Origin of the sequence: Sporosarcina sp. Marseille-Q4063 (assembly GCF_018309085.1) — a bacterium.
Taxonomy (GTDB): domain Bacteria; phylum Bacillota; class Bacilli; order Bacillales_A; family Planococcaceae; genus Sporosarcina.
On record NZ_CP070502.1, the window covers coordinates 270,951 to 292,124 of the forward strand.

Sequence of the window (21,174 nt, forward strand, 5' to 3'; positions counted from 1 at the left end):
TGGAGGAATTATCAATGAGTGGAAAAATAATCGATGGCGTAGCAATCGGAAAAGAAATCAGAGAAGAAATTAAAGCCCGGGTAACTGCTCTGAAAGAACGTGGATGCACGCCAGGCTTGGCTGTTATCCTTGTCGGGGAAAATCAAGCATCCCATACATATGTGCGAAACAAACAAAAGTCAAGTATTGAAGTAGGTATGAAATCGGAGTTGGTTAATTTACCAGCAAGCGTGACGGAAGAAGAGTTGCTTGGTCATATTAGTAAATTAAATAATGACGATTCAATTCACGGCATTCTTGTGCAACTCCCATTACCGGATCATATCGATGAAAATCGAATTATTTTAGCTATCGATCCTAAAAAAGATGTTGACGGCTTCCATCCCGAAAACGTCGGGAAAATGATTATCGGTCAACGTTCATTTTTATCTTGTACACCTTATGGCATTATTAAATTATTAGAACGGACAAACACACCGATTAAAGGGAAACACGCGGTAATCATTGGGAGAAGTAATATAGTCGGGAAACCGATGGGTCAATTATTATTGCAACGAGACGCGACTGTCACTTATTGCCATTCTCGAACAGTAGATTTGCCTTCCTATACAAAGCAAGCAGACATATTAATCGTTGCGATTGGAAGAACGAAATTTATCGGCGAGGAACATGTTAAAGATGGTGCCGTCGTAATCGATGTCGGCATGAACCGTGATGAGAACGGTAAACTTTGCGGGGACGTAGACTTTGAAGCGGTTAAAGACAAAGCTTCCGCAATCACGCCGGTACCTGGCGGGGTAGGTCCAATGACAATTACAATGCTGCTGAAAAATACACTCCAAAGTGCTGAAGAATCTTTGACTGAAAGTAATAAATAAAAACTTTGATAAACGCTGTTCAAAAAAACAGCGTTTCTATTCGTTTTATAGTAGGGAGGTATGACGATTGACGAGGAATCCGTATTTATCGGTTCAAGCCTTAACCAAATATGTCAAACGAAAGTTTGATGCAGATCCTCATTTACGTAATGTTTACGTCAAGGGCGAGTTATCAAATGTGACCAACCATACAAGTGGGCATATTTACTTCACATTAAAAGATGAGCATAGCCGCATACGCTCTGCAATGTTTCGTTCGAGCGCTTCAACATTGAAGTTCCGACCGGAAAATGGGATGAATGTTCTAATAACCGGAGATGTTTCTGTTTATGAAGCGAGTGGACAATATCAGTTATACGTCCAAACGATGGAACCGGACGGAATTGGTGCTTTGTATCTTGCATTTGAACAATTAAAAGAAAGACTTGAAAAAGAAGGATTATTCAACGAAAAGTGGAAAAGTCCTTTACCGAAGTTTCCACATAGAATTGGTGTTGTGACTGCTCAAACAGGAGCAGCCATCCAAGACATTTGTACAACGATCGGAAGGCGCTATCCATTAGCTGAAATAAATCTTTTTCCGGCAGTCGTACAAGGTTCCGGGGCTGCACCGTCAATTGTTAGCGCGATTGAACAAGCGAATCGACACGGCTCAATTGATGTTCTAATTGTCGGTCGAGGCGGAGGTTCTATTGAGGATTTATGGGCTTTTAATGAGGAAGAGGTTGCTCGTGCGATTTTTTCAAGTCGAATTCCAATAATTAGCGCAGTCGGACATGAAACAGATACCACGATTGCCGACTTTGTTTCAGATAGAAGAGCGCCGACACCGACGGCGGCAGCAGAATTAGCAGTCCCAGCACAAGATGAATTAGTTGAGAGATTGTTAGAACGGAAACGATCTTTATACCGATCCCTATCCCAAAAAATATCAACTGAACAAAAAAGATTAGAAAGATTGCAATCATCCTATCCGTTACAATTTCCGGAAAGATTATATCGTCCTTTTACAGAAAGATTAGTTGCTGTTGATGAAAGACTCGTGCGAAGTGGTCAAGATATTACAAACCGTGACAAATTGGCGTTAGAACGTCTGACGAATATGCTTTCTACATACTCGCCGATGAAACAAATCACTGAAAACAAGCGTGAAGTGCTGGGTTTTTCAGAACGTCTAACCCGAACAATGCAGCATGATTTCCAGGTGCATTCAAACCATTTTTCAAGCACAGTTCGCATGTTGAATGCACTGAATCCGCTCACTGTTATGGAGCGGGGATATTCAATCGTTTACAAAGAGGGAACTATTATCAATAAAGTAGAGTCGTTACAAACAGGAATGGATATTGAACTTAGGTTACAAGATGGTTCCGCAATTGCAACGATTAACTCAATTAGCAGTAAAGACGAGGAGGAAGTTTAAATGGGAAAGCAGCCAATTCGATTTGAGGAAGCAATGCTTGATTTGGAAGAAGTCGTTAAGAAATTAGAAACAGGAGAAGTACCGCTTGAAGATGCCATCAGTTTATATAAAAAAGGAATGGAATTATCTTCTTTTTGTCATGAAAAACTTCAAAATGCTGAAAAACAACTTATTTCAATAATTGATAAGAATGATAATAAGATAGAATTCAACCCAGCCCAAGGAAATAATCCAGATGACGAATAAACTTAATGCATTCATTGAAAAGAACGTTCGTGAAATTGAAAATAGGTTAACTGAACTGCTTTCACAAAAACGCTCCCCAAAATCGCTTCAATCATCAATGATTTATTCTGTAAATGCAGGCGGGAAAAGAATTCGTCCGTTATTGGTTTTGGCAACGCTAGAAGATCTTGGCGCTTCATCAAAAGATGCATTACAAGTTGCATGTGCTGTTGAACTCATACACACATACTCACTTATACATGATGATTTACCGAGTATGGACAATGATGATTTTAGACGCGGAAAATTGACTAACCATAAAGTATACGGTGAAGCTATGGCAATACTAGCAGGGGATGCGCTGCAAACATTAGCCTTCGAAATATTGACAAGTCTTAACAATACCTCGCCAGAAGTCGCAATCAAACTTATTCGACTACTATCCGTCGCCTCCGGGGCAGAAGGAATGGTAGCTGGTCAAGTCCTCGACATCGAAGGGGAAGAAATGGATTTAACTTTGGAGCAACTGGAGCGTATCCATTTGAACAAAACCGGCGCACTTCTTTCGTTTTGTATCGAAGCAGGCGCATTACTTGCTGATGTCGATAATGAGAACATGATAAATTTACAAAAATTCGCCAAAAACATTGGGTTAACTTTCCAAATACAAGATGATATTTTAGATGTGACATCGACAACTGAAGAACTTGGGAAAAATGTTGGCAGCGATGAATCTAGTGGAAAAGTTACTTATCCTAGTCTACTAGGACTAGATAAAGCGAAGGAGCAACTTGCTATTCATCATCAATTAGCAAGGAATTCATTAGCGTTTATTAACAATGAAGAATCATTACTACTTCAATTTGCTGATTATATCGTTAATCGTAAGCATTAATTGAATGAAACCCTTGTGCTAGTTATTCTAGTTGATATAATGTTATCAAGTGGAAATTAGAATGTGGCAATTAAAATGTGAAGGTGTGTGATAACAGTGAACCTCACTAAAATCGAAAATCCGTCTTTTATTAAAAAAATGAATAAAGAACAATTAAGAGAGCTTGCTGAGGATATTCGACAGTTTCTTGTTGAAAAATTATCTGTAACTGGCGGACATATTGGACCGAATCTTGGTGTGGTTGAACTAACGCTTATGCTTCATAAAGTTTTCGACAGCCCTAAGGATAAAATCTTATGGGATGTCGGACACCAGGCTTATGTTCATAAAATTTTAACGGGACGCGCGGGGGATTTTGATACGCTTCGGCAATTCAAAGGCCTTTGCGGGTTTCCGAAAATGAATGAAAGCGAACATGATGTTTGGGAAGCAGGTCATAGTTCAACTTCATTATCAGCCGCTATGGGAATGGCTGTAGCTCGGGATATTAAAGGTGATGAAAATTATGTCATTCCTGTAATCGGCGATGGTGCGCTGACAGGCGGCATGGCGCTTGAGGCGCTGAATCATATCGGACACGAAAAAACCAATATGCTTGTCATCTTGAATGATAATGAAATGTCGATCGCGCCGAATGTCGGAGCGCTTCATACGATTTTAGGAAAACTAAGAACTGCAGGAAAATATAATTCTGCCAAAGATGAATTGGAATATATTTTGAAAAAGATTCCTGCCGTTGGTGGTAGAGTGGCATCGGCCGCTGAACGTGTAAAAGATAGCTTGAAATATTTACTCGTTTCGGGCGTCTTTTTTGAAGAGCTCGGTTTTACTTATTTAGGCCCAGTAGATGGCCATGACTTTTCGGATTTGGAAAGAAATCTTCAATACGCTAAAAAGATGGAAGGACCTGTACTTCTTCATGTAATTACCAAAAAAGGTAAGGGATATCGTCCTGCCGAAGATGACAAAATAGGAACATGGCACGGCACTGGTCCTTATAAAATTGAAACAGGAGATTTTGTTAAATCATCTTCTGTCGCACCATCTTGGAGCGGTCTTATTGCTGATTCGTTAAGCGATTTAGCACGTGTTGATAAACGAATCGTAGCGATAACGCCTGCAATGCCTGTTGGATCCAAACTGGAATCATTTGCAGCAGAATTTCCAGACCGATTTTTCGATGTTGGTATTGCTGAACAACATGCGACAACAATGTCAGCTGGGCTTGCAACTCAGGGAATGAAACCGTTCTTGGCGATTTACTCGACCTTTTTACAACGGGCATATGATCAAATCCTCCATGATATTTCACGCCAAAATCTGAATGTTTTCATTGGTATTGACCGCTCCGGACTTGTTGGAGCCGATGGTGAAACGCATCAAGGCGTTTTTGATATTGCATTTTTGAGACATATGCCTAATTTGGTCATCATGATGCCTAAAGACGAAAATGAAGGCCAACATATGGTGAAAACTGCAATCGAATACAATGATGGTCCCATTGCTTTACGCTATCCACGCGGAAATGGCTTAGGAGTATCCTTGGATGAAAGTACTTATTCAATACCAATCGGTTCATGGGAAATTTTACGTGATGGAACTGATGCGGCAATATTAACCTTCGGCACGTCTATCCCGATGGCACTTGAAGCTGCGGAGATGCTAGAGGAAAAAGGTATTAACGCCCGTGTCGTCAATGCTCGCTTTATTAAGCCGCTTGATTCAATGATGCTTGATGAAATGTTTAGTATGAAAATACCAATTATGACTGTAGAAGAAGGCGTTCTTGCTGGAGGATTCGGAAGTGCTGTTCTTGAATATGCGCATGACGTTTCGTATTCCGAAGCCCCGATTCAACGAATGGGTATTCCGGATAAGTTCATAGAACACGGCGATGTGAATGAATTGCTTGCAGAAATAGGCATGACTGCCGATCATTTATCCCAAAACGTTCTTTCTATTTTACCGAAAAAGACCGTAGAAAGAGGCGTCGTTTAATGGCTGGTGAAGAAAAAGAACGAGTAGATGTTCTTCTCGTAAAAAGAGGACTAGTGGAAACAAGGGAACAAGCTAAACGTTCAATAATGGCTGGCATTGTATTTTCTGCTAATACTCGAATGGAAAAGCCGGGTGAAAGAATTTTCACCGATGCGCCTTTGGAAGTAAAAGGAAGTACATTGAAATACGTTAGTCGCGGCGGTTTAAAGTTAGAAAAAGCCCTTGAAGTTTTTGATGTTGATACAAAAGATAAAATCGTTTTGGACATCGGTGCTTCAACGGGCGGCTTCACTGATTGCGCATTGCAAAATGGGGCAGCCCATTGTTACGCTTTAGATGTTGGGTATAATCAGCTTGCTTGGAAAATCAGACAAGATCCACGCGTAACCGTGATGGAACGAATGAATTTTCGTTATGCCACAGCAGAATTATTTACTGATGGGCAGCCGCAATTTGCAACAATTGATGTTTCATTCATCTCGTTAGCACTTATTTTGCCGACATTAAAAAAGATTATTTCGGACGGCGGAAATGTCATTGCTCTTGTGAAACCTCAATTTGAAGCTGGCAAAGGAAAAGTTGGGAAAAAGGGTGTCGTAAAAGAACGTTCCACTCATTTCGAAGTACTGAAAAAACTTGCGGATATGTCTTTAAATGAAGGATTTACGCTACGGGGTGCATCATTTTCACCTGTGACGGGCGCAGAAGGAAATATTGAATTTTTATTTCATTTAACCGCTGATGAAAGTCCGGTCAAATCTTATACTGACGATACATTTAACGCGCTCATTGATGTCGCTTACAAAGAATTGCAATAGCGCGCATTGATTGTGCGCTTTTCAATTTTTACTTATTTTATTTCAAAATAATAGGAGGTTCAATCTTGAATAAAGGGCATAGACATATACGGATACGGGATATTATTTCCAACAATGATGTTGAAACACAGGACGAGCTTGTACAAAGCTTGAAAGATGCTGGTGTAGATGTTACACAAGCGACTGTTTCACGTGATATAAAAGAAATGCATCTAATTAAAGTTCCAACAAATAATGGGAATTACAAATATAGTTTACCACCGATCCATTCATACAATACTGAAGAAAAATTGCATCGAGCAATGACGGATGCTTTTGTTAGTATCGATGGTGCTGGACATTTTCTTGTCCTTAAAACACTGCCGGGAAATGCACAAGCGGTAGGTTCCCTTCTTGACCATTTGAAATGGGAAGAAATGTTGGGAACGATTTGCGGAGATGATACTTGCCTGATAATTTGCAGGGACGAAACAAAGTTACCGGACGTAAAAGAAAAATTACTTGCGATGCTTTGAAAGTGGTGAGCCTGAATGTTAAATGAAATTTCAATTAAAAATTTCGCGATCATTGAACAACTTGATGTTCGATTTGAAAATGGACTTACTGTGTTAACTGGCGAGACGGGAGCAGGAAAATCGATAATTATCGATGCTGTTCAATTGATAGCGGGTGGACGCGGATCGCAACGCTTTATTCGCCATGGGGCAAATCGAGCTGAGCTTGAAGGGCATTTCAGCATCGAAGATTCAAAGCATCCGGTCATTAATACATTGCAACAATTCGGTATCGAAGTAGAAGATGGAGTTATAATTTTACGTCGAGATCTTAATAGTAACGGGAAAAATGTTTGCCGGATAAACGGTAATCTCGTTACAATTGCGGTATTAAGAGAAGTAGGCAATCAAATCATTGACATTCACGGTCAACACGAAAACCAAGAATTAATGCATGAACGCAGGCATATTCACCTATTAGATCAATATGCAGGGAACAAAATGGAAGAAGCGTATGCTAGTTATCTAGAATTATATAATAAGTATTTGAAATTGAAGAGAAAATTAGAAGCAGCCGATGAAAATGAACAGCAAGTTGCTCAACGAATCGATCTTTATTCTTTTCAATTAAAAGAAATAAATGAGGCACAACTTGAAATCGGGGAAGATGAAAAACTTGAAGATGAACAGCGAAAACTTCAAAACTTCAATCGTCTTTATGAACGTTTAAATACCGCGTACGAGTCCATAAGTGGCGATTCGCGCGCACTCGATTGGGTGGGCTCTGCCATGAGTGACATGGAAGACGCAGCGGAAGTCGATCGGGATTTGGCAAACCAATTAGAGTCGATTTCTACGAGCTTTTACACTTTGCAAGAAACTGCACATGAACTTAGAAATCGAATAGACGATTTGGAATTTGACCCTGCCAGATTGGATATTGTCGAGGAAAGACTTGCATTACATATCGCATTAAAACGAAAATATGGGAATACAACAGAAGATATTTTAATTTACCGAGATAAAATTGCTGATGAACTTGAAAGTTTGATAAATCGTGATGAACGATTGCTCGTCGAACAAGAAAAATTAATTCAACTTAAAAAGGATTTAGAAATTGAAGCAGAAGAACTGTCCATTATTCGACGCAATTCAGCCAAGCAATTAGAAATCGCAATTTTGGAGCAACTTCAACAACTACATATGGAAAAAGCATCATTCAAGGTCATGATAGACCGTAAAAAAGGGTTTGACATCACTGGCTACGATGATATTGCATTTCATATTTCTACAAACGTTGGCGAGCCTTTAAAACCTCTTGTCAAGGTCGCTTCGGGCGGTGAACTATCGCGACTAATGCTGGCATTAAAAACAATATTTTCAAAACATCAAGGAATCACTTCGATTATTTTTGATGAGGTGGACACTGGAGTGAGTGGACGAGTCGCACAAGCGATTGCAGAAAAAATTGCAATGGTTGCGAGTCATTCCCAAGTGCTTTGTATTTCTCATTTACCGCAAGTTGCGGCAATGGCTGATCAGCATTATTTAATCAAAAAAGAAGTGAAAAACAAAAGAACGACCACCGCAATTGAAAATGTTCATAATAAGGAACGAACAAATGAATTATCACGAATGCTTTCCGGCGCAGAAACAACGCCGCTAACGCTAAAACACGCGGAAGAACTCCTGACGCTTGCTGCAGTGAGAAAGAAAAGTTTCAGATAAAACATTTCACGTGCATCGTAAATTATGCACGTTTTTTATTTCTTTTTTTACCCTCTCATAAGATTCCTCTGAACGGACATACCATTAGTATCTCTTTATGAGGAGGTGAAATATGGGATGGAGTAAGCAGTTCAGGTTGATTGTAACGTTTTCTGTCGTCTTGCTGTTTTTGCCGATCAATACGGGAACGGCATCCGGGAATGATGAATCACTTATTCCGATGGGTCATTCAATCGGCATAAAAATGGATTTGTCAGGTGTTTTTATTACGAATGACGTTTTACTTGGCAAAGACGAATGGTTGAGAGCTGGCGATCTTATTGGAGAAGTTGACAATGTAAAAATTTCAAAGCTAAAAATTTTGGAGCAAACATTATCATCGATTCGTGACAAGGAAGGCGTAAAATTACTTGTCTCAAGGAACGGAGAAACATTTCAAGTCAAGTCAGATAGCGAAGCAATAAAACGGCTAATTCCATTCCTAAAAGACAGCACAGAAGGTACAGGAACCTTAACGTATGTGGATCCAAAAAACGGAACATATGGTGCGCTAGGTCATCAAATTATCGACAGTTCATTAAAAACGCCACCACAATTTAAAGTAGGCTCGATTCATCTTTCCGAAATTGAGCAAATCCGGAAAAGTGTCCCAGGGAATCCGGGATATAAAATATCAACAATCGTTAAAGATGAAGAAACGCTCGGAACTATAAACAAAAATGGAATTTACGGCATTTTTGGTTTGTGGAATGGCTCTCATGATGAAGTCTTATCCGAACCACTTGTTATTATGCATCCTTCAGATGTCAAAGTGGGTGCAGCGGAAATATATACGACTGTAAAAGGCACAACGGTTGAGTCTTTTTCAATTCGAATCACAAGCGTTGAAAAAGATCAGTTCCATTTTGTCTTAACGGATTCAAAATTACTGGAAATGACCGGCGGAATTTTGCAAGGGATGAGTGGAAGTCCGGTAATCCAAAACGGAAAATTTGTTGGTGCAGTCACCCATATGTTCGTGGATGAACCAGAAAAAGGTGCAGCGCTTTTTTTGGAAACGATGCGTAAAGGGGAAAAGTAATGAAGAAAGGTCAACCAAATTGGTTGACCTTCTTTCTTTTTAAAATTAAACATGCGAAAAATGTCGAAATTCGATGAAAACATCCTCCAGAAGATTCATCTTTACTTATATTAAAGGGAATAAGTATCTTTTGTCGAAATTCTCCTACTAAGCAATCATAGACTGCTCAATTATAAAATTTGGTTTTAAGAGGGGGAAATGAAGTTGGATACTATAAAAGTTGCAATTGTAGATGATAACAAAGAACTTGTAAAAACGATGAAGTCTTATTTTGAAAAACACCCAGAAATTGAAATTGTTTGGACTGGGCATAATGGGAAAGTTTGTTTGACAATGCTAGAAGAAATAGTACCTGATGTACTACTTCTTGACATAATTATGCCTCATCTAGATGGTATTGCAGTTCTAGAAACGATCGGCGGTAGTTCGAAATATAAAGATTTACACATTATCATGCTAACAGCATTTGGACAAGAAGATGTCATGACACAAGCGGCAGATTTAGGCGCATCCTATTTTATGCTGAAACCGTTTGAGTTCGATCGACTGACCAATCAAATATTTCAAGTAGCGGGCACTAAAAAGCCGTCCATTCCAATATCACAACCAGGTGGGGGATCAGCACCGGGGACTGTAAGTCAAAAAGTACTGGATACGACAATCACTGGAATAATTAAAGAAATTGGCGTTCCAGCGCATATTAAAGGCTATGCATTTCTTCGTGAGGCAATCCAGATGGTTTATTCCGACGTAGAACTCCTTGGTTCGGTCACAAAAGTCCTTTATCCTGATATCGCATCAAAATTTAACACGACACCTTCTCGCGTGGAACGTGCAATTCGACATGCTATTGAAGTTGCCTGGAATCGAGGGAATTACGAGGTTATTTCAAAAATGTTCGGATACACTGTCCATCATTTGAAAAGTAAACCGACGAATAGTGAATTCATTGCGATGATCGCTGATAAAATCAGGCTTGAACATATGGCAAGCTGATTTTGTACTTTCTTAGGAAACTATAAAATTATGTACTGTTGATAAATTCTAACATAGAGAATTCACGTCCAGCTCCAGGCGCCAGCCCCTCGGGTCATAAGCAATTCTTCTCAGGCAAAGAGCGCCACGTCGTTGGATTGCTTATGCCTGTCGGGGCTAAACGGCGCGATTTTCGCTTTTGTATTTAATTCATATAAAAAGATGGATCATGACAGGTTATTGTCGTGATCCATCTTTTTTTACAAAGCGCTCTTGTACACGTCCATTTTTTCGGTCGCGGCGAAGTAGAAAACCTGCGAAAAATGCCAACCCCGCACTGAACATAATGAGCCCTATTAGAAATTGTACCCAACTTGCTGGAAAAGGGAAGAAAATAATTCCGTATAATGAATCCCTCATCAGCTTTATTCCACCAGCAGCAAAAACTCCTGGAATTAAAAGTACAATAAAAGCCGCTAAGCGTGCCATTAAAACATCTCCTTTTGACATATATAATTTTACCTGCTGAAGATATATTGTCAAGAAGAGGGCAATCGTGTATGATTAAATTGTAATTGCAAAAGATTGCACGCGCCAAAAAGGAGAATGAACATCCTTGCAAAACGTTCTCATTGTCGGGGCGGGGACAGGCGGCTTAATAATTCTGGACCTACTCCAAAATCTAGATTTTATGAATGTGAAAGCAATCATTGACACAGATGAAAGAGCACCAGGGATTACCCGAGCAAAAGAACTTGGAATTCATTATGGAAGTGACTGGAAAGTACATCTTTCGCCAAACATACATATTGTTTTTGATGTGTCAGGAAATGAGGCAGTTTTTGCCGAATTATTAAAGGCGAGATCCAATCATACTGTATTGATACCCGATTCAGTAGCAAACCTTCTTGTTCGCCTACTTGAAGAGAATGATACATACACAAAACGGATTCGTGCCGAAGTCCATAAACAACGGATGGTTTTTGACTCCGTAGACGAAGGTATGATCGGCATTAATAAGCATGGGAAAGTAGACTTTTTTAATAATAGTGCTGCTCGTATGACGGGTACGTCAATTGAGGATGCTATTGGAAAGAAGATTACTGATGTAGTACCAACGTCAAGATTGACCCATGTCTTTGATTCAGGTAGGTCAGAGTTAAACAAAGAATTAGTTCTGCAAAATGGTCTTAAAATAGTCACATCAAGATACCCGCTACATGATCATAAAGGGAAAATAGTAGGCGCATTTGCGGTATTTAAAGATATGACAGAAGTTTTGGCACTTGCAGAAGAAATCACAGACTTGAAAAAAGTACAAACAATGCTCGAAGCAATTATTCATTCAAGCGATGATGCGATTTCCGTTGTAGATGAAAATGGAAATGGAATACTTGTTAATCCCGCCTACACGCGCATTACTGGTCTGACAGCGGACGAGGTAATAGGGAAACCCGCTGCCGTTGATATTAGCGAAGGTGAAAGTATTCATATGAAAGTATTGAAAACCAGGCAGCCTGTTCGAGGCGTTAATATGCGCGTCGGTGAAAACAACAATGAAGTCATTGTCAACGTTGCGCCGATAATCGTCGATAGGCAGGTTCGAGGTAGTGTCGGGGTCATTCATGATATTACCGAGATGAGAAACTTAATGAATGAGCTTGACCGGGCACGCACAATTATTCGTAAACTGGAATCGACCTATACATTTGATGATGTGTATGGAAAATCCACGGATATTGAAATTGCGATTGAACAAGCTAAGCTTGCTGCACGAAACAGTATACCCGTTTTGCTTCGAGGCGAAGCAGGAAGCGGAAAAGAATTATTCGCGCATGCAATTCATAGTGAAAGTGAACAAAAGTTCGGTAAATTCGTGCGGGTCAATTGTACGAATCATCCAGTAAATTTGGAAGCTGAGTTATTTGGCAACCTTGATGATACAAACACAAATAACCTGAATGACAGTTTGTTTATGCAATCAAAGAACGGCACACTTTTTCTAGACGAAATTTCAGATATGCCGTTGGAAGTACAAGAAAAAGTACTGATTTATTTACGTGAAGGGATTATTTATCCATACGGCAATGATGATCCAATACGTTTACCCGTTCGCATAATTGCAGCATCATCTAAAAATCTGGAAAAAGCGATGCATGATGGTACGTTTTTGGAAGACTTATATTACTTATTGAACAGGATTTCAATTCAGATTCCTTCTCTTCGTTCACGAAAAGAAGATATTCCGGTCATTGTCGAGAACATACTGATTAAGTTAAACCAAGAATTCGGCATGAATGTAAAGGGAATATCAAAAGAGGCACAAAACTTTTTAAAGCGCTTCGATTGGCCTGGAAATGTTCGGGAGTTAGAAAACGTCCTAAGTCGAGCAATGATTTATAGCAATCAGGGAAAAACTATTCTAGAACTAGAAGATGTAACAAAATCTCTTTTTACCGAAAATCATGCAGCAGAAGATTCTGTTCTTCCAGAAAAAAGCACGCTTGCTTCAATAATGGATGATTACGAGAAAACCATTCTTGAAACAGCACTTCGCGAAAATGATGGCAATAAATCGACTACCGCCAACAGACTAGGAATTTCTCTTAGATCACTTTATTATAAGTTAGAAAAATTTAACCTCGTGTAATTAGGAGGAATTGAAATGACAACACTTGCTTCAATTGTTGAAAAAGCAGCTATGCAAGATGATCCTATCGTAGCGGTCGCTTCTGCAGCTGATATGGAAGTGCTTACAGCGGTTTATGAAGCAGTAAATAACGGAATTGCGTCATTTATATTATTTGACGACCAAGAAAAAATTCATCATTTACTTTCGCAAAACTATCGTGAGTTACTCGCCAATGATAAAATACAGATTTATCATACTGAAAATCTGAAAGAATCAGCGGTTGAGGCTGTAAAAGCGGTTTCCAGTGGACAAGCGCATGTATTGATGAAAGGAAATATTCCAACGTCAGTACTTTTGAAAGAAGTTTTAAATAGCGAGTACGGCCTTAGAACAGGGAAAGTACTTTCTCATGTTGCAGCATTTGAAGTGCCAAACTATGATAGACTCTTGTTTGTTACAGATGCGGCCATGAATATAGCGCCAGATCTCGACGCAAAAGCGCAAATCATCCGGAATGCAGTTGCAACTGCCCATGCATGCGGGATTGATCAACCAATCGTTGCGCCTCTTGCGGCTATTGAAACGATTAATTCTGCGATGACACCAACGATTGATGCAGCTTCACTAGTTGTTATGAATCAGCGCGGTCAGATTGACGGTTGTATAATAGAAGGTCCATTGGCACTCGACAATGCAATTTCAACAGAAGCTGCCACACAAAAAGGCATAACTGGTCCATCGGCTGGGAAAGCCGATATCTTAGTGGCACCAAATATCGAAGCAGGAAACATTTTATATAAATCACTCATGTATTTTGCACAGGCGAAGGTTGGCGCTGTCATCCAAGGAGCCAGCGCGCCAATCGTATTGACTTCGAGAGCAGATAGTGCAGAAAGCAAACTTTATTCGCTTGCACTTGCAATCCTTTCTACATCAACGAATTGAACACGTACCTACTAAGGAGGAATTTTTAATGGAAATTTTCAAGTATATGGAAACTGAAGATTTTGAGCAAGTTGTTTTTTGTCAAGATAAAACATCAGGGTTAAAAGCGATTATCGCTATCCACGACACGACACTAGGCCCAGCTCTTGGCGGTACACGTATGTGGACGTATGCAAGTGAAAGCGAAGCAATTGAAGATGCGCTTCGATTAGCACGTGGCATGACATATAAAAACGCGGCAGCGGGACTAAATCTCGGCGGCGGAAAGACTGTTATTATCGGCGATCCAAGAACAGATAAAAATGATGAAATGTTCCGTGCATTTGGTCGTTTCATAGAAGGATTGAATGGTCGTTATATTACTGCGGAAGATGTTGGAACGACTGAAGCAGATATGGACCTCATTCACCTGGAAACAGACTATGTAACTGGAACTTCTGCAGAAGGCGGATCTTCAGGTAACCCTTCACCGGTAACTGCATATGGCATTTATGTCGGTATGAAAGCAGCGGCAAAAGAAGCGTTCGGTACGGATTCATTAGAGGGTAAAACAATTGCAGTACAAGGTGTCGGCAACGTTGCATACACATTATGCGAACATTTACACGAAGAAGGCGCGAAACTGATTGTTACAGATATTAATGAGCAAGCCGTTCAACGTGCAGTGGATGCATTCGGCGCGACAGCTGTCGGCATCGATGAGATTTATTCGCAAGAAGCGGATATTTTCGCTCCATGCGCGCTAGGTGCAGTAATTAATGATGAAACGATTCCGCAATTCAAGTGTAAAGTGATTGCGGGTTCTGCGAACAACCAATTAAAAGAAAATCGTCACGGCGACGAAATTCATGAAATGGGCATTGTTTATGCACCGGATTACGTTATCAACTCAGGCGGTGTCATTAATGTTGCTGATGAATTAATTGGCTATAACAGTGAACGCGCGCTTAAACGAGTTGAAGGAATTTACAATATAATTGGTGAGATTTTCAACATTTCTAAAGAAGAAAACATTCCGACTTACGTCGCGGCTGACCGCTTGGCTGAACAGCGTATTGCACGTGTTGCAAAATCGCGCAGTCAATTTCTGCAAAATGAAAAAAGTATTTTAACGAAACGATAACAATCGGTTGATTGATGTGGAAGGAGAAATTAATGTGCAAGCAAAAGAATACAGAGTTTTAGTGATCAACCCGGGTTCTACTTCTACCAAAATAGGGGTTTTCATCGATGATAAATTACTCATGGAAAGCACCATCCGACATTCGGCAGAAGAGGTTGCACAATATCCTTCCATAATCGATCAATATAGTTTCCGGAAAGATGCCATTTTGAATGCTTTGGAATCGGAAGGTATCAGTATTTCAAAACTGAACGCTGTATGCGGGCGCGGCGGATTGTTGCGTCCGATAGAAGGCGGAACGTATGATGTCAACGATGCCATGATTGATGATTTAAGAAAAGGTTATTCGGGTCAACATGCCTCCAATCTGGGTGGCATTTTGGCCAATGAAATTGCGAAGGGGCTTAATATACCGGCTTTCATCGTCGACCCAGTTGTCGTCGATGAACTTCAACCTGTTGCTCGAATATCCGGTTTTTCTTTAATTAATCGTAAATCGATTTTTCATGCGTTAAACCAAAAAGCAGTTGCAAGAAGGTATGCATTCCAAGTGAACAAGAAGTATGCGGATCTTCGCCTAATCGTGACGCATATGGGCGGCGGAATTACAGTAGGCGCCCATGCCGAAGGGAAAGTAATCGACGTCAATAACGGATTGCACGGTGATGGTCCATTTAGTCCAGAAAGAGCGGGGACTGTTCCCACGGGCGATCTTGTCGATTTATGTTTTTCAGGCAATTATTTCCGGAGTGAGGTCATGAAATCGCTCGTCGGTGGAGGCGGCCTGGTCGGGTATCTTGGGACGAATGATGCCGTTCTTGTTGAAAAAAGGATTGCAGCCGGCGATGAAAAGGCAACACTGATTTACGAAGCCATGGCTTATCAAATTGCCAAAGAAATCGGTAGTGCGGCTGCAGTATTGGAAGGCCGTATCGATGCCATCATATTGACCGGCGGACTTGCATACGGAAAAGAATTTATTGAGTCAATTTCATCTAAAGTCGACTGGATTTCTGATGTTGTCGTATATCCAGGTGAAGATGAATTACAAGCACTCGCTGAAGGTGCAATTCGAGTACTTTCAGGCGAGGAGAAAGCAAAAAGCTATCCATCTTAACGGATAGTTCAGGGAGGTAACTGATTTGGGACGAGAGTATGATGTAGTCATTTTAGGCGGCGGCACGGGCGGTTATGTAGCTGCAATCCGAGCTGCGCAATTAGGACTGAAAACGGCCCTTGTAGAAAAAGAAATGCTCGGCGGAACATGCTTGCATAAAGGATGCATTCCGAGTAAAGCCTTATTGAAAAGTGCTGAAGTTTATGACTTGGCGAAAAATCAAGCTGCAGAGTTCGGGGTAGATACGGCCGATGTATCGCTCGATTTTAGCCGAGTGCAAGAACGTAAAAATGGTATTGTGAAACAATTGCACCAAGGTGTTACCGGGCTGATGAAAAAAGGGAAGATCGATGTTTTTGAAGGACTGGGCAGAATGCTGGGACCTTCTATCTTCTCACCAATGCCTGGAACAATTTCAGTTGAAATGAAAAACGGCGAAGAGAATGAAATGCTTATTTTAAAACATTTAATTATCGCGACAGGTTCAAGACCAAAGTCATTACCTGGGTTGGAAATCGATGAAACGGATGTCTTATCTTCTGATGGAGCATTGTCGATGGAAACGCTTCCAAAATCAATCATTATTGTCGGTGGCGGTGTCATTGGAATTGAGTGGGCATCTATGTTGCATGACTTTGGTGTTGAAGTAACTGTGCTTGAATATGCGGATCAAATCATTCCAACTGAAGATGTCGATATTTCTAAAGAAATGAAAAAAATTCTATCGAAAAAAGGAATTACTTTCGTAACGAGTGCACAGGTATTGCCGGATACACTTGTAAAAGAGACTGGTTCAGTTACAATTTCTGCAGAAGTTTCAGGCGAGACGAAAGAATATTCAGCTGAGAAAATGCTAGTGTCGGTTGGACGCCAAGCGAATGTTGAAGGTATTGGAATAGAAAATACTGAAATCGAAGTAGTCAATGGTTTTATTCAAACAAGACCTACGTTCCAAACGAAAGAACATCATATTTATGCAATTGGTGATGTGATTGGCGGTCTTCAACTTGCGCATGTAGCTTCTCATGAAGGAATTGCCGCAGTTGAACATATCGCGGGACTGAAAAATGAACCAATTGATTATAAAAAGATTTCGCGTTGCATTTATTCAAGCCCGGAAGTTTCAAGTGTCGGGATTACGGAACAACAAGCAAAAGATCAAGGCTTTGATGTTAAAGTTGGTAAGTTTCCATTTATGGCAATCGGAAAATCACTCGTTAATGGAAACTCTGATGGTTTCGTCAAAATTATTGCTGACAAGGCATCGGACGATATTCTCGGTGTGCATATGATTGGCTCCCATGTTACGGAACTTATATCAGAAGCAGGTTTGGCAATGGTTCTTGACGCAACACCATGGGAAGTTGCAACTACAATTCATCCACATCCATCACTTTCCGAAGTAATGGGCGAAGCGGCTTTAGCTGTGGATGGAAAAGCGATACACATGTAAAAGGGGGATTAGTAAAATGGCAAAAAATCGTCATGAAGAACTCGGTTTATCCGATCAGGATGTCTTAAATATTTTTGAAACAATGGTTCGCGCGCGCCGAGTCGATGAGCGTATGTGGTTATTAAATCGTGCAGGAAAAATTCCTTTCGTTATTTCATGTCAAGGACAAGAAGCGGCCCAAGCTGGTGCGGCATATGCACTTGATAAAGATAAGGATTGGATTGCACCTTATTATCGTGATATGGCAGTTGTTTTACATTTTGGAATGACAACAAAAGAATTAATGTTATCCGCATTCGCAAAATCTGAAGATCCAAATTCAGGCGGTCGTCAAATGCCGGGCCACTTCGGACAAAGAAAAAACCGTATACTGACAGGTTCTTCACCTGTTACGACCCAGTTGCCACACGCGGTCGGCGTAGCATTGGCAGCGAAAATGAAGAAGGAAGACTTTATCACATTCGTAACATTAGGAGAAGGTTCTTCCAACCAAGGTGATTTCCATGAAGGAATGAACTTTGCAGGCGTTCATAAATTACCGACTGTTATTATGGTCGAAAACAATAAATATGCGATTTCGGTTCCTATCGAAAAACAAATTGCTGCTGAAAACGTGTCAGACCGGGCAATTGGATATGGAATGCCAGGTTTCACGGTGGATGGAACAGATCCACTTGAAGTTTATCGTGTAGTTAAAGAAGCAGCGGACCGAGCGCGTAGCGGAGAAGGGCCGAGTCTGGTTGAAACGGTTTGTTACCGACTGACATCTCACTCTTCCGATGATGACCACCGTCAATATCGTTCAGCTGAAGAACTGGAGATTGAAAAATCGAAAGATCCAAATATTACGTTTGCAGCTTATTTAAGAGAAGTAGGCGTTTTAACAGATGAAATCGAAAAAGAAATGGAAGAGCGTATTATGAAAGAAGTAAACGAAGCGACTGATTATGCAGAGAATGCACCTTATGCAGAGCCTGAAACAGCGCTCCTTCATGTGTATGCTGAAGAAGGGGGGAACGAATAATGACGGTTATGTCTTTTATTGATGCAATTACCTTAGCTATGAAAGAAGAAATGGAGCGAGATGATCGCGTTTTCGTTGTTGGTGAAGACGTTGGTTTAAAAGGCGGTGTGTTTAAAGCGACACAAGGCTTATACGATCAATTTGGCGAAGAGCGTGTTATCGATGCACCTTTGGCAGAGTCTGCCATCGCAGGTGTTGGAATCGGGGCTGCAATGTACGGTTTGCGTCCAATTGCAGAAATGCAATTTGCAGACTTTATCATGCCAGCGGTGAACCAAATTGTTTCAGAAGCTGCAAAAATTCGTTACCGTTCCAATAATGATTGGTCTTGTCCAATTGTTATTCGCGCACCATTTGGCGGCGGTGTCCACGGGGCGCTTTATCACTCGCAATCCGTTGAAGCGATGTTTGCAAGCACACCGGGGTTGAAAATCGTTATTCCGTCTACGCCTTATGATGCGAAAGGTCTTTTAAAAGCAGCGATTCGAGATGAAGATCCGGTCTTGTTTTTCGAACACAAACGTGCTTACCGGTTAATTAAAGGTCAAGTTCCAGACGACGATTACGTGCTCCCAATCGGGAAAGCGGATGTAAAACGTGAAGGTGATGACATTACGATTATCACATACGGTCTTTGCGTGCACTTTGCCCTGCAAGCTGCAGAACGTCTTGCTGAAGATGGTATTTCAACTCATATTCTTGATTTACGGACAGTGTACCCACTTGATAAAGAAGCGATTATTGAAGCCGCTTCGAAAACTGGAAAAGTACTTCTCATAACTGAAGACAATATGGAAGGCAGCATTATGGGAGAAGTCGCTGCAATTATTTCCGAAAACTGCTTGTTTGACCTAGATGCGCCTATAAAACGTATTGCGGGTCCAGATGTACCGGCAATGCCATATGCACCGACAATGGAACGATTCTTTATGATGAACCCTGACAAAGTCGAAAAAGCAGCGCGTGATCTTGCTGAGTTTTAAAAGAGATGGAGGTAAATTGATTGGCTATTGAAAATATCTTAATGCCGCAACTCGGTGAAAGCGTAACTGAAGGCACAATCGAGAAATGGCTAGTAAAACCTGGCGATACGGTCAATAAGTATGATCCACTCGCTGAAGTGAACACGGACAAAGTAAATGCCGAAGTTCCTTCTTCGTTTGGTGGAACGATTAAAGAATTAATCGCACAAGAAGGTGAAACGCTTGAGGTCGGCGCAATTATTTGTGTGATTGAAACTGAAGCTGGTAGCGAAGAATCAGAACCGCAAATAGCAGCGTCACCCGCAAAACCGGAGCCTGCTAATGAGATGCCGGCAGAAGGTTCACTTCAACCGACTTCGCCGATTAAACAGGATAGAAGTGAAAGCGGACGATACTCACCTGCAGTTTTGCGTTTATCACAAGAAAACAATATCGATTTATCACTTGTTGAAGGCACAGGGCGTGGTGGACGAATCACGCGTAAAGATTTATTAGCTATTATCGAAAGTGGCGAAATGCCAAAAGCTGCACCAGTTCAAGAGGCTTCTGCGCCGACGCCAACGCCATCGCAAGAACCAACAAAAGCAGCACCTGCGGGGCAGCCGAAAACTGAAGTGCCGGTGATGGCTGGCGACGTTGAAATTCCAGTCACGGGCGTACGCCGTGCGATTGCGAATAATATGCTGCGTTCGAAACATGAAGCGCCGCATGCTTGGATGACTGTTGAAGTTGACGTAACGAATTTAGTTGCCTACCGCGATTCATTGAAAAATGAATTCAAACAGAAGGAAGGCTTCAATTTAACATACTTTGCATTTTTTGTTAAAGCAGTATCACAAGCATTGAAGGAATTCCCGATGATGAATTCGATGTGGGCTGGAGACAAAATCATTCAGAAAAAAGATATTAACATTTCGATTGCTGTTGCAACGGAAGATTCTTTGTTTGTTCCGGTTATTAATCATGCCGATGAAAAAACAATCAAAGGAATCGGCCGTGATATTCAGGAATTGGCTACGAAGGTGCGTACTGGAAAATTGAAATCAGCTGAAATGCAAGGCGGAACGTTCACCGTGAACAATACCGGTTCATTTGGTTCCGTTCAATCCATGGGGATTATTAATCATCCACAAGCTGCAATTCTTCAAGTCGAGTCGATTGTGAAGCGTCCTGTCATCATGAACGGCGGTATGATTGCCGCGCGCGATATGGTTAACTTGTGCTTGTCACTTGATCACCGAGTACTTGACGGACTCGTTTGCGGACGTTTCCTTGCACGTGTTAAAGAAATTCTTGAAAACGTATCGGCAGACAACACATCTATTTACTAAAAAGTTACCGCCTGGAACCTGAATTATCGGTTCCGGGCTTTTTCAACTTAC

19 protein-coding genes are annotated in these 21,174 nt (G+C 40.9%); 18 read left to right on the forward strand and 1 reads right to left on the reverse strand.

Going from position 1 to position 21,174, the window contains the following annotated elements; genetic code table 11:
- Positions 1-14 precede the first annotated feature (14 nt).
- The 10 genes from folD to spo0A all read left to right on the forward strand — a co-directional run bounded on the left by folD (position 15) and on the right by spo0A (position 10,536).
- On the forward strand, positions 15-878 hold the full coding sequence (gene folD / locus JSQ81_RS01425; RefSeq protein ID WP_212605973.1) for a bifunctional methylenetetrahydrofolate dehydrogenase/methenyltetrahydrofolate cyclohydrolase FolD: 864 nt from the start codon (positions 15-17) through the stop codon (positions 876-878).
- A 67-nt stretch (positions 879-945) separates the two neighbouring features.
- Positions 946-2,301 carry an exodeoxyribonuclease VII large subunit gene (gene xseA, locus JSQ81_RS01430; RefSeq protein WP_212605974.1) on the forward strand — a complete coding sequence of 452 codons (1,356 nt, stop codon included), beginning with the start codon at positions 946-948 and terminating at the stop codon, positions 2,299-2,301.
- Positions 2,302-2,547, forward strand: a complete 246-nt coding sequence (locus tag JSQ81_RS01435) for an exodeoxyribonuclease VII small subunit (protein WP_212605975.1) — start codon at positions 2,302-2,304, stop codon at positions 2,545-2,547. It abuts the gene before it with no gap.
- The gene (locus JSQ81_RS01440; protein ID WP_212605976.1) at positions 2,537-3,421 is read left to right on the forward strand and encodes a polyprenyl synthetase family protein; all 885 of its coding nucleotides are present in this window, start codon (positions 2,537-2,539) and stop codon (positions 3,419-3,421) included. Before JSQ81_RS01435 ends, JSQ81_RS01440 begins: the two co-directional genes overlap by 11 nt.
- Before the next feature lie 96 nt (positions 3,422-3,517).
- Entirely contained in the window at positions 3,518-5,419 is a 1,902-nt protein-coding gene (gene dxs, locus JSQ81_RS01445) for a 1-deoxy-D-xylulose-5-phosphate synthase (RefSeq protein WP_212605977.1), read from the forward strand.
- A complete protein-coding gene (locus JSQ81_RS01450) occupies positions 5,419-6,237 on the forward strand; it encodes a TlyA family RNA methyltransferase (RefSeq protein WP_212605978.1) in 819 nt (272 codons plus the stop codon). Before dxs ends, JSQ81_RS01450 begins: the two co-directional genes overlap by 1 nt.
- A gap of 65 nt (positions 6,238-6,302) precedes the next feature.
- Positions 6,303-6,752, forward strand: a complete 450-nt coding sequence (gene ahrC / locus JSQ81_RS01455; protein WP_212605979.1) for a transcriptional regulator AhrC/ArgR — start codon at positions 6,303-6,305, stop codon at positions 6,750-6,752.
- Between the two features lie 15 nt (positions 6,753-6,767).
- Positions 6,768-8,459 carry a DNA repair protein RecN gene (gene recN, locus JSQ81_RS01460; protein WP_212605980.1) on the forward strand — a complete coding sequence of 564 codons (1,692 nt, stop codon included), beginning with the start codon at positions 6,768-6,770 and terminating at the stop codon, positions 8,457-8,459.
- 112 nt (positions 8,460-8,571) lie between these two features.
- A complete protein-coding gene (locus JSQ81_RS01465) occupies positions 8,572-9,540 on the forward strand; it encodes a SpoIVB peptidase S55 domain-containing protein (RefSeq protein WP_212605981.1) in 969 nt (322 codons plus the stop codon).
- A 204-nt stretch (positions 9,541-9,744) separates the two neighbouring features.
- Complete coding sequence (spo0A, locus tag JSQ81_RS01470; protein WP_212605982.1) at positions 9,745-10,536, forward strand: sporulation transcription factor Spo0A; 792 nt, start codon at positions 9,745-9,747, stop codon at positions 10,534-10,536.
- 216 nt (positions 10,537-10,752) lie between these two features.
- Here the strand turns inward: spo0A and JSQ81_RS01475 are convergent, their stop codons facing one another.
- A complete protein-coding gene (locus JSQ81_RS01475; protein WP_212605983.1) occupies positions 10,753-11,004 on the reverse strand; it encodes a DUF2627 domain-containing protein in 252 nt (83 codons plus the stop codon).
- Positions 11,005-11,131: 127 nt separating this feature from the next.
- Between JSQ81_RS01475 and JSQ81_RS01480 the strand changes: the two genes are divergently transcribed.
- The 8 genes from JSQ81_RS01480 to JSQ81_RS01515 are packed head-to-tail and all read left to right on the forward strand — an operon-like array spanning position 11,132 to position 21,123.
- Positions 11,132-13,165, forward strand: a complete 2,034-nt coding sequence (locus JSQ81_RS01480; protein WP_212605984.1) for a sigma 54-interacting transcriptional regulator — start codon at positions 11,132-11,134, stop codon at positions 13,163-13,165.
- A 15-nt stretch (positions 13,166-13,180) separates the two neighbouring features.
- Positions 13,181-14,092 carry a phosphate butyryltransferase gene (yqiS, locus tag JSQ81_RS01485; RefSeq protein WP_212605985.1) on the forward strand — a complete coding sequence of 304 codons (912 nt, stop codon included), beginning with the start codon at positions 13,181-13,183 and terminating at the stop codon, positions 14,090-14,092.
- A gap of 28 nt (positions 14,093-14,120) precedes the next feature.
- Positions 14,121-15,215, forward strand: coding sequence for a Leu/Phe/Val dehydrogenase (locus tag JSQ81_RS01490; protein WP_212605986.1), 1,095 nt, complete (start codon positions 14,121-14,123; stop codon positions 15,213-15,215).
- A gap of 34 nt (positions 15,216-15,249) precedes the next feature.
- Positions 15,250-16,332: a butyrate kinase gene (gene buk, locus JSQ81_RS01495; RefSeq protein WP_212605987.1), complete on the forward strand. Its 1,083-nt coding sequence runs from the start codon at positions 15,250-15,252 to the stop codon at positions 16,330-16,332.
- Positions 16,333-16,357: 25 nt separating this feature from the next.
- The gene (gene lpdA, locus JSQ81_RS01500) at positions 16,358-17,785 is read left to right on the forward strand and encodes a dihydrolipoyl dehydrogenase (RefSeq protein WP_212605988.1); all 1,428 of its coding nucleotides are present in this window, start codon (positions 16,358-16,360) and stop codon (positions 17,783-17,785) included.
- A gap of 16 nt (positions 17,786-17,801) precedes the next feature.
- Positions 17,802-18,809, forward strand: coding sequence for a thiamine pyrophosphate-dependent dehydrogenase E1 component subunit alpha (locus JSQ81_RS01505; RefSeq protein ID WP_212605989.1), 1,008 nt, complete (start codon positions 17,802-17,804; stop codon positions 18,807-18,809).
- Complete coding sequence (locus JSQ81_RS01510; RefSeq protein WP_212605990.1) at positions 18,809-19,792, forward strand: alpha-ketoacid dehydrogenase subunit beta; 984 nt, start codon at positions 18,809-18,811, stop codon at positions 19,790-19,792. Before JSQ81_RS01505 ends, JSQ81_RS01510 begins: the two co-directional genes overlap by 1 nt.
- A gap of 20 nt (positions 19,793-19,812) precedes the next feature.
- On the forward strand, positions 19,813-21,123 hold the full coding sequence (locus JSQ81_RS01515; RefSeq protein WP_212605991.1) for a dihydrolipoamide acetyltransferase family protein: 1,311 nt from the start codon (positions 19,813-19,815) through the stop codon (positions 21,121-21,123).
- Positions 21,124-21,174: the final 51 nt, after the last annotated feature.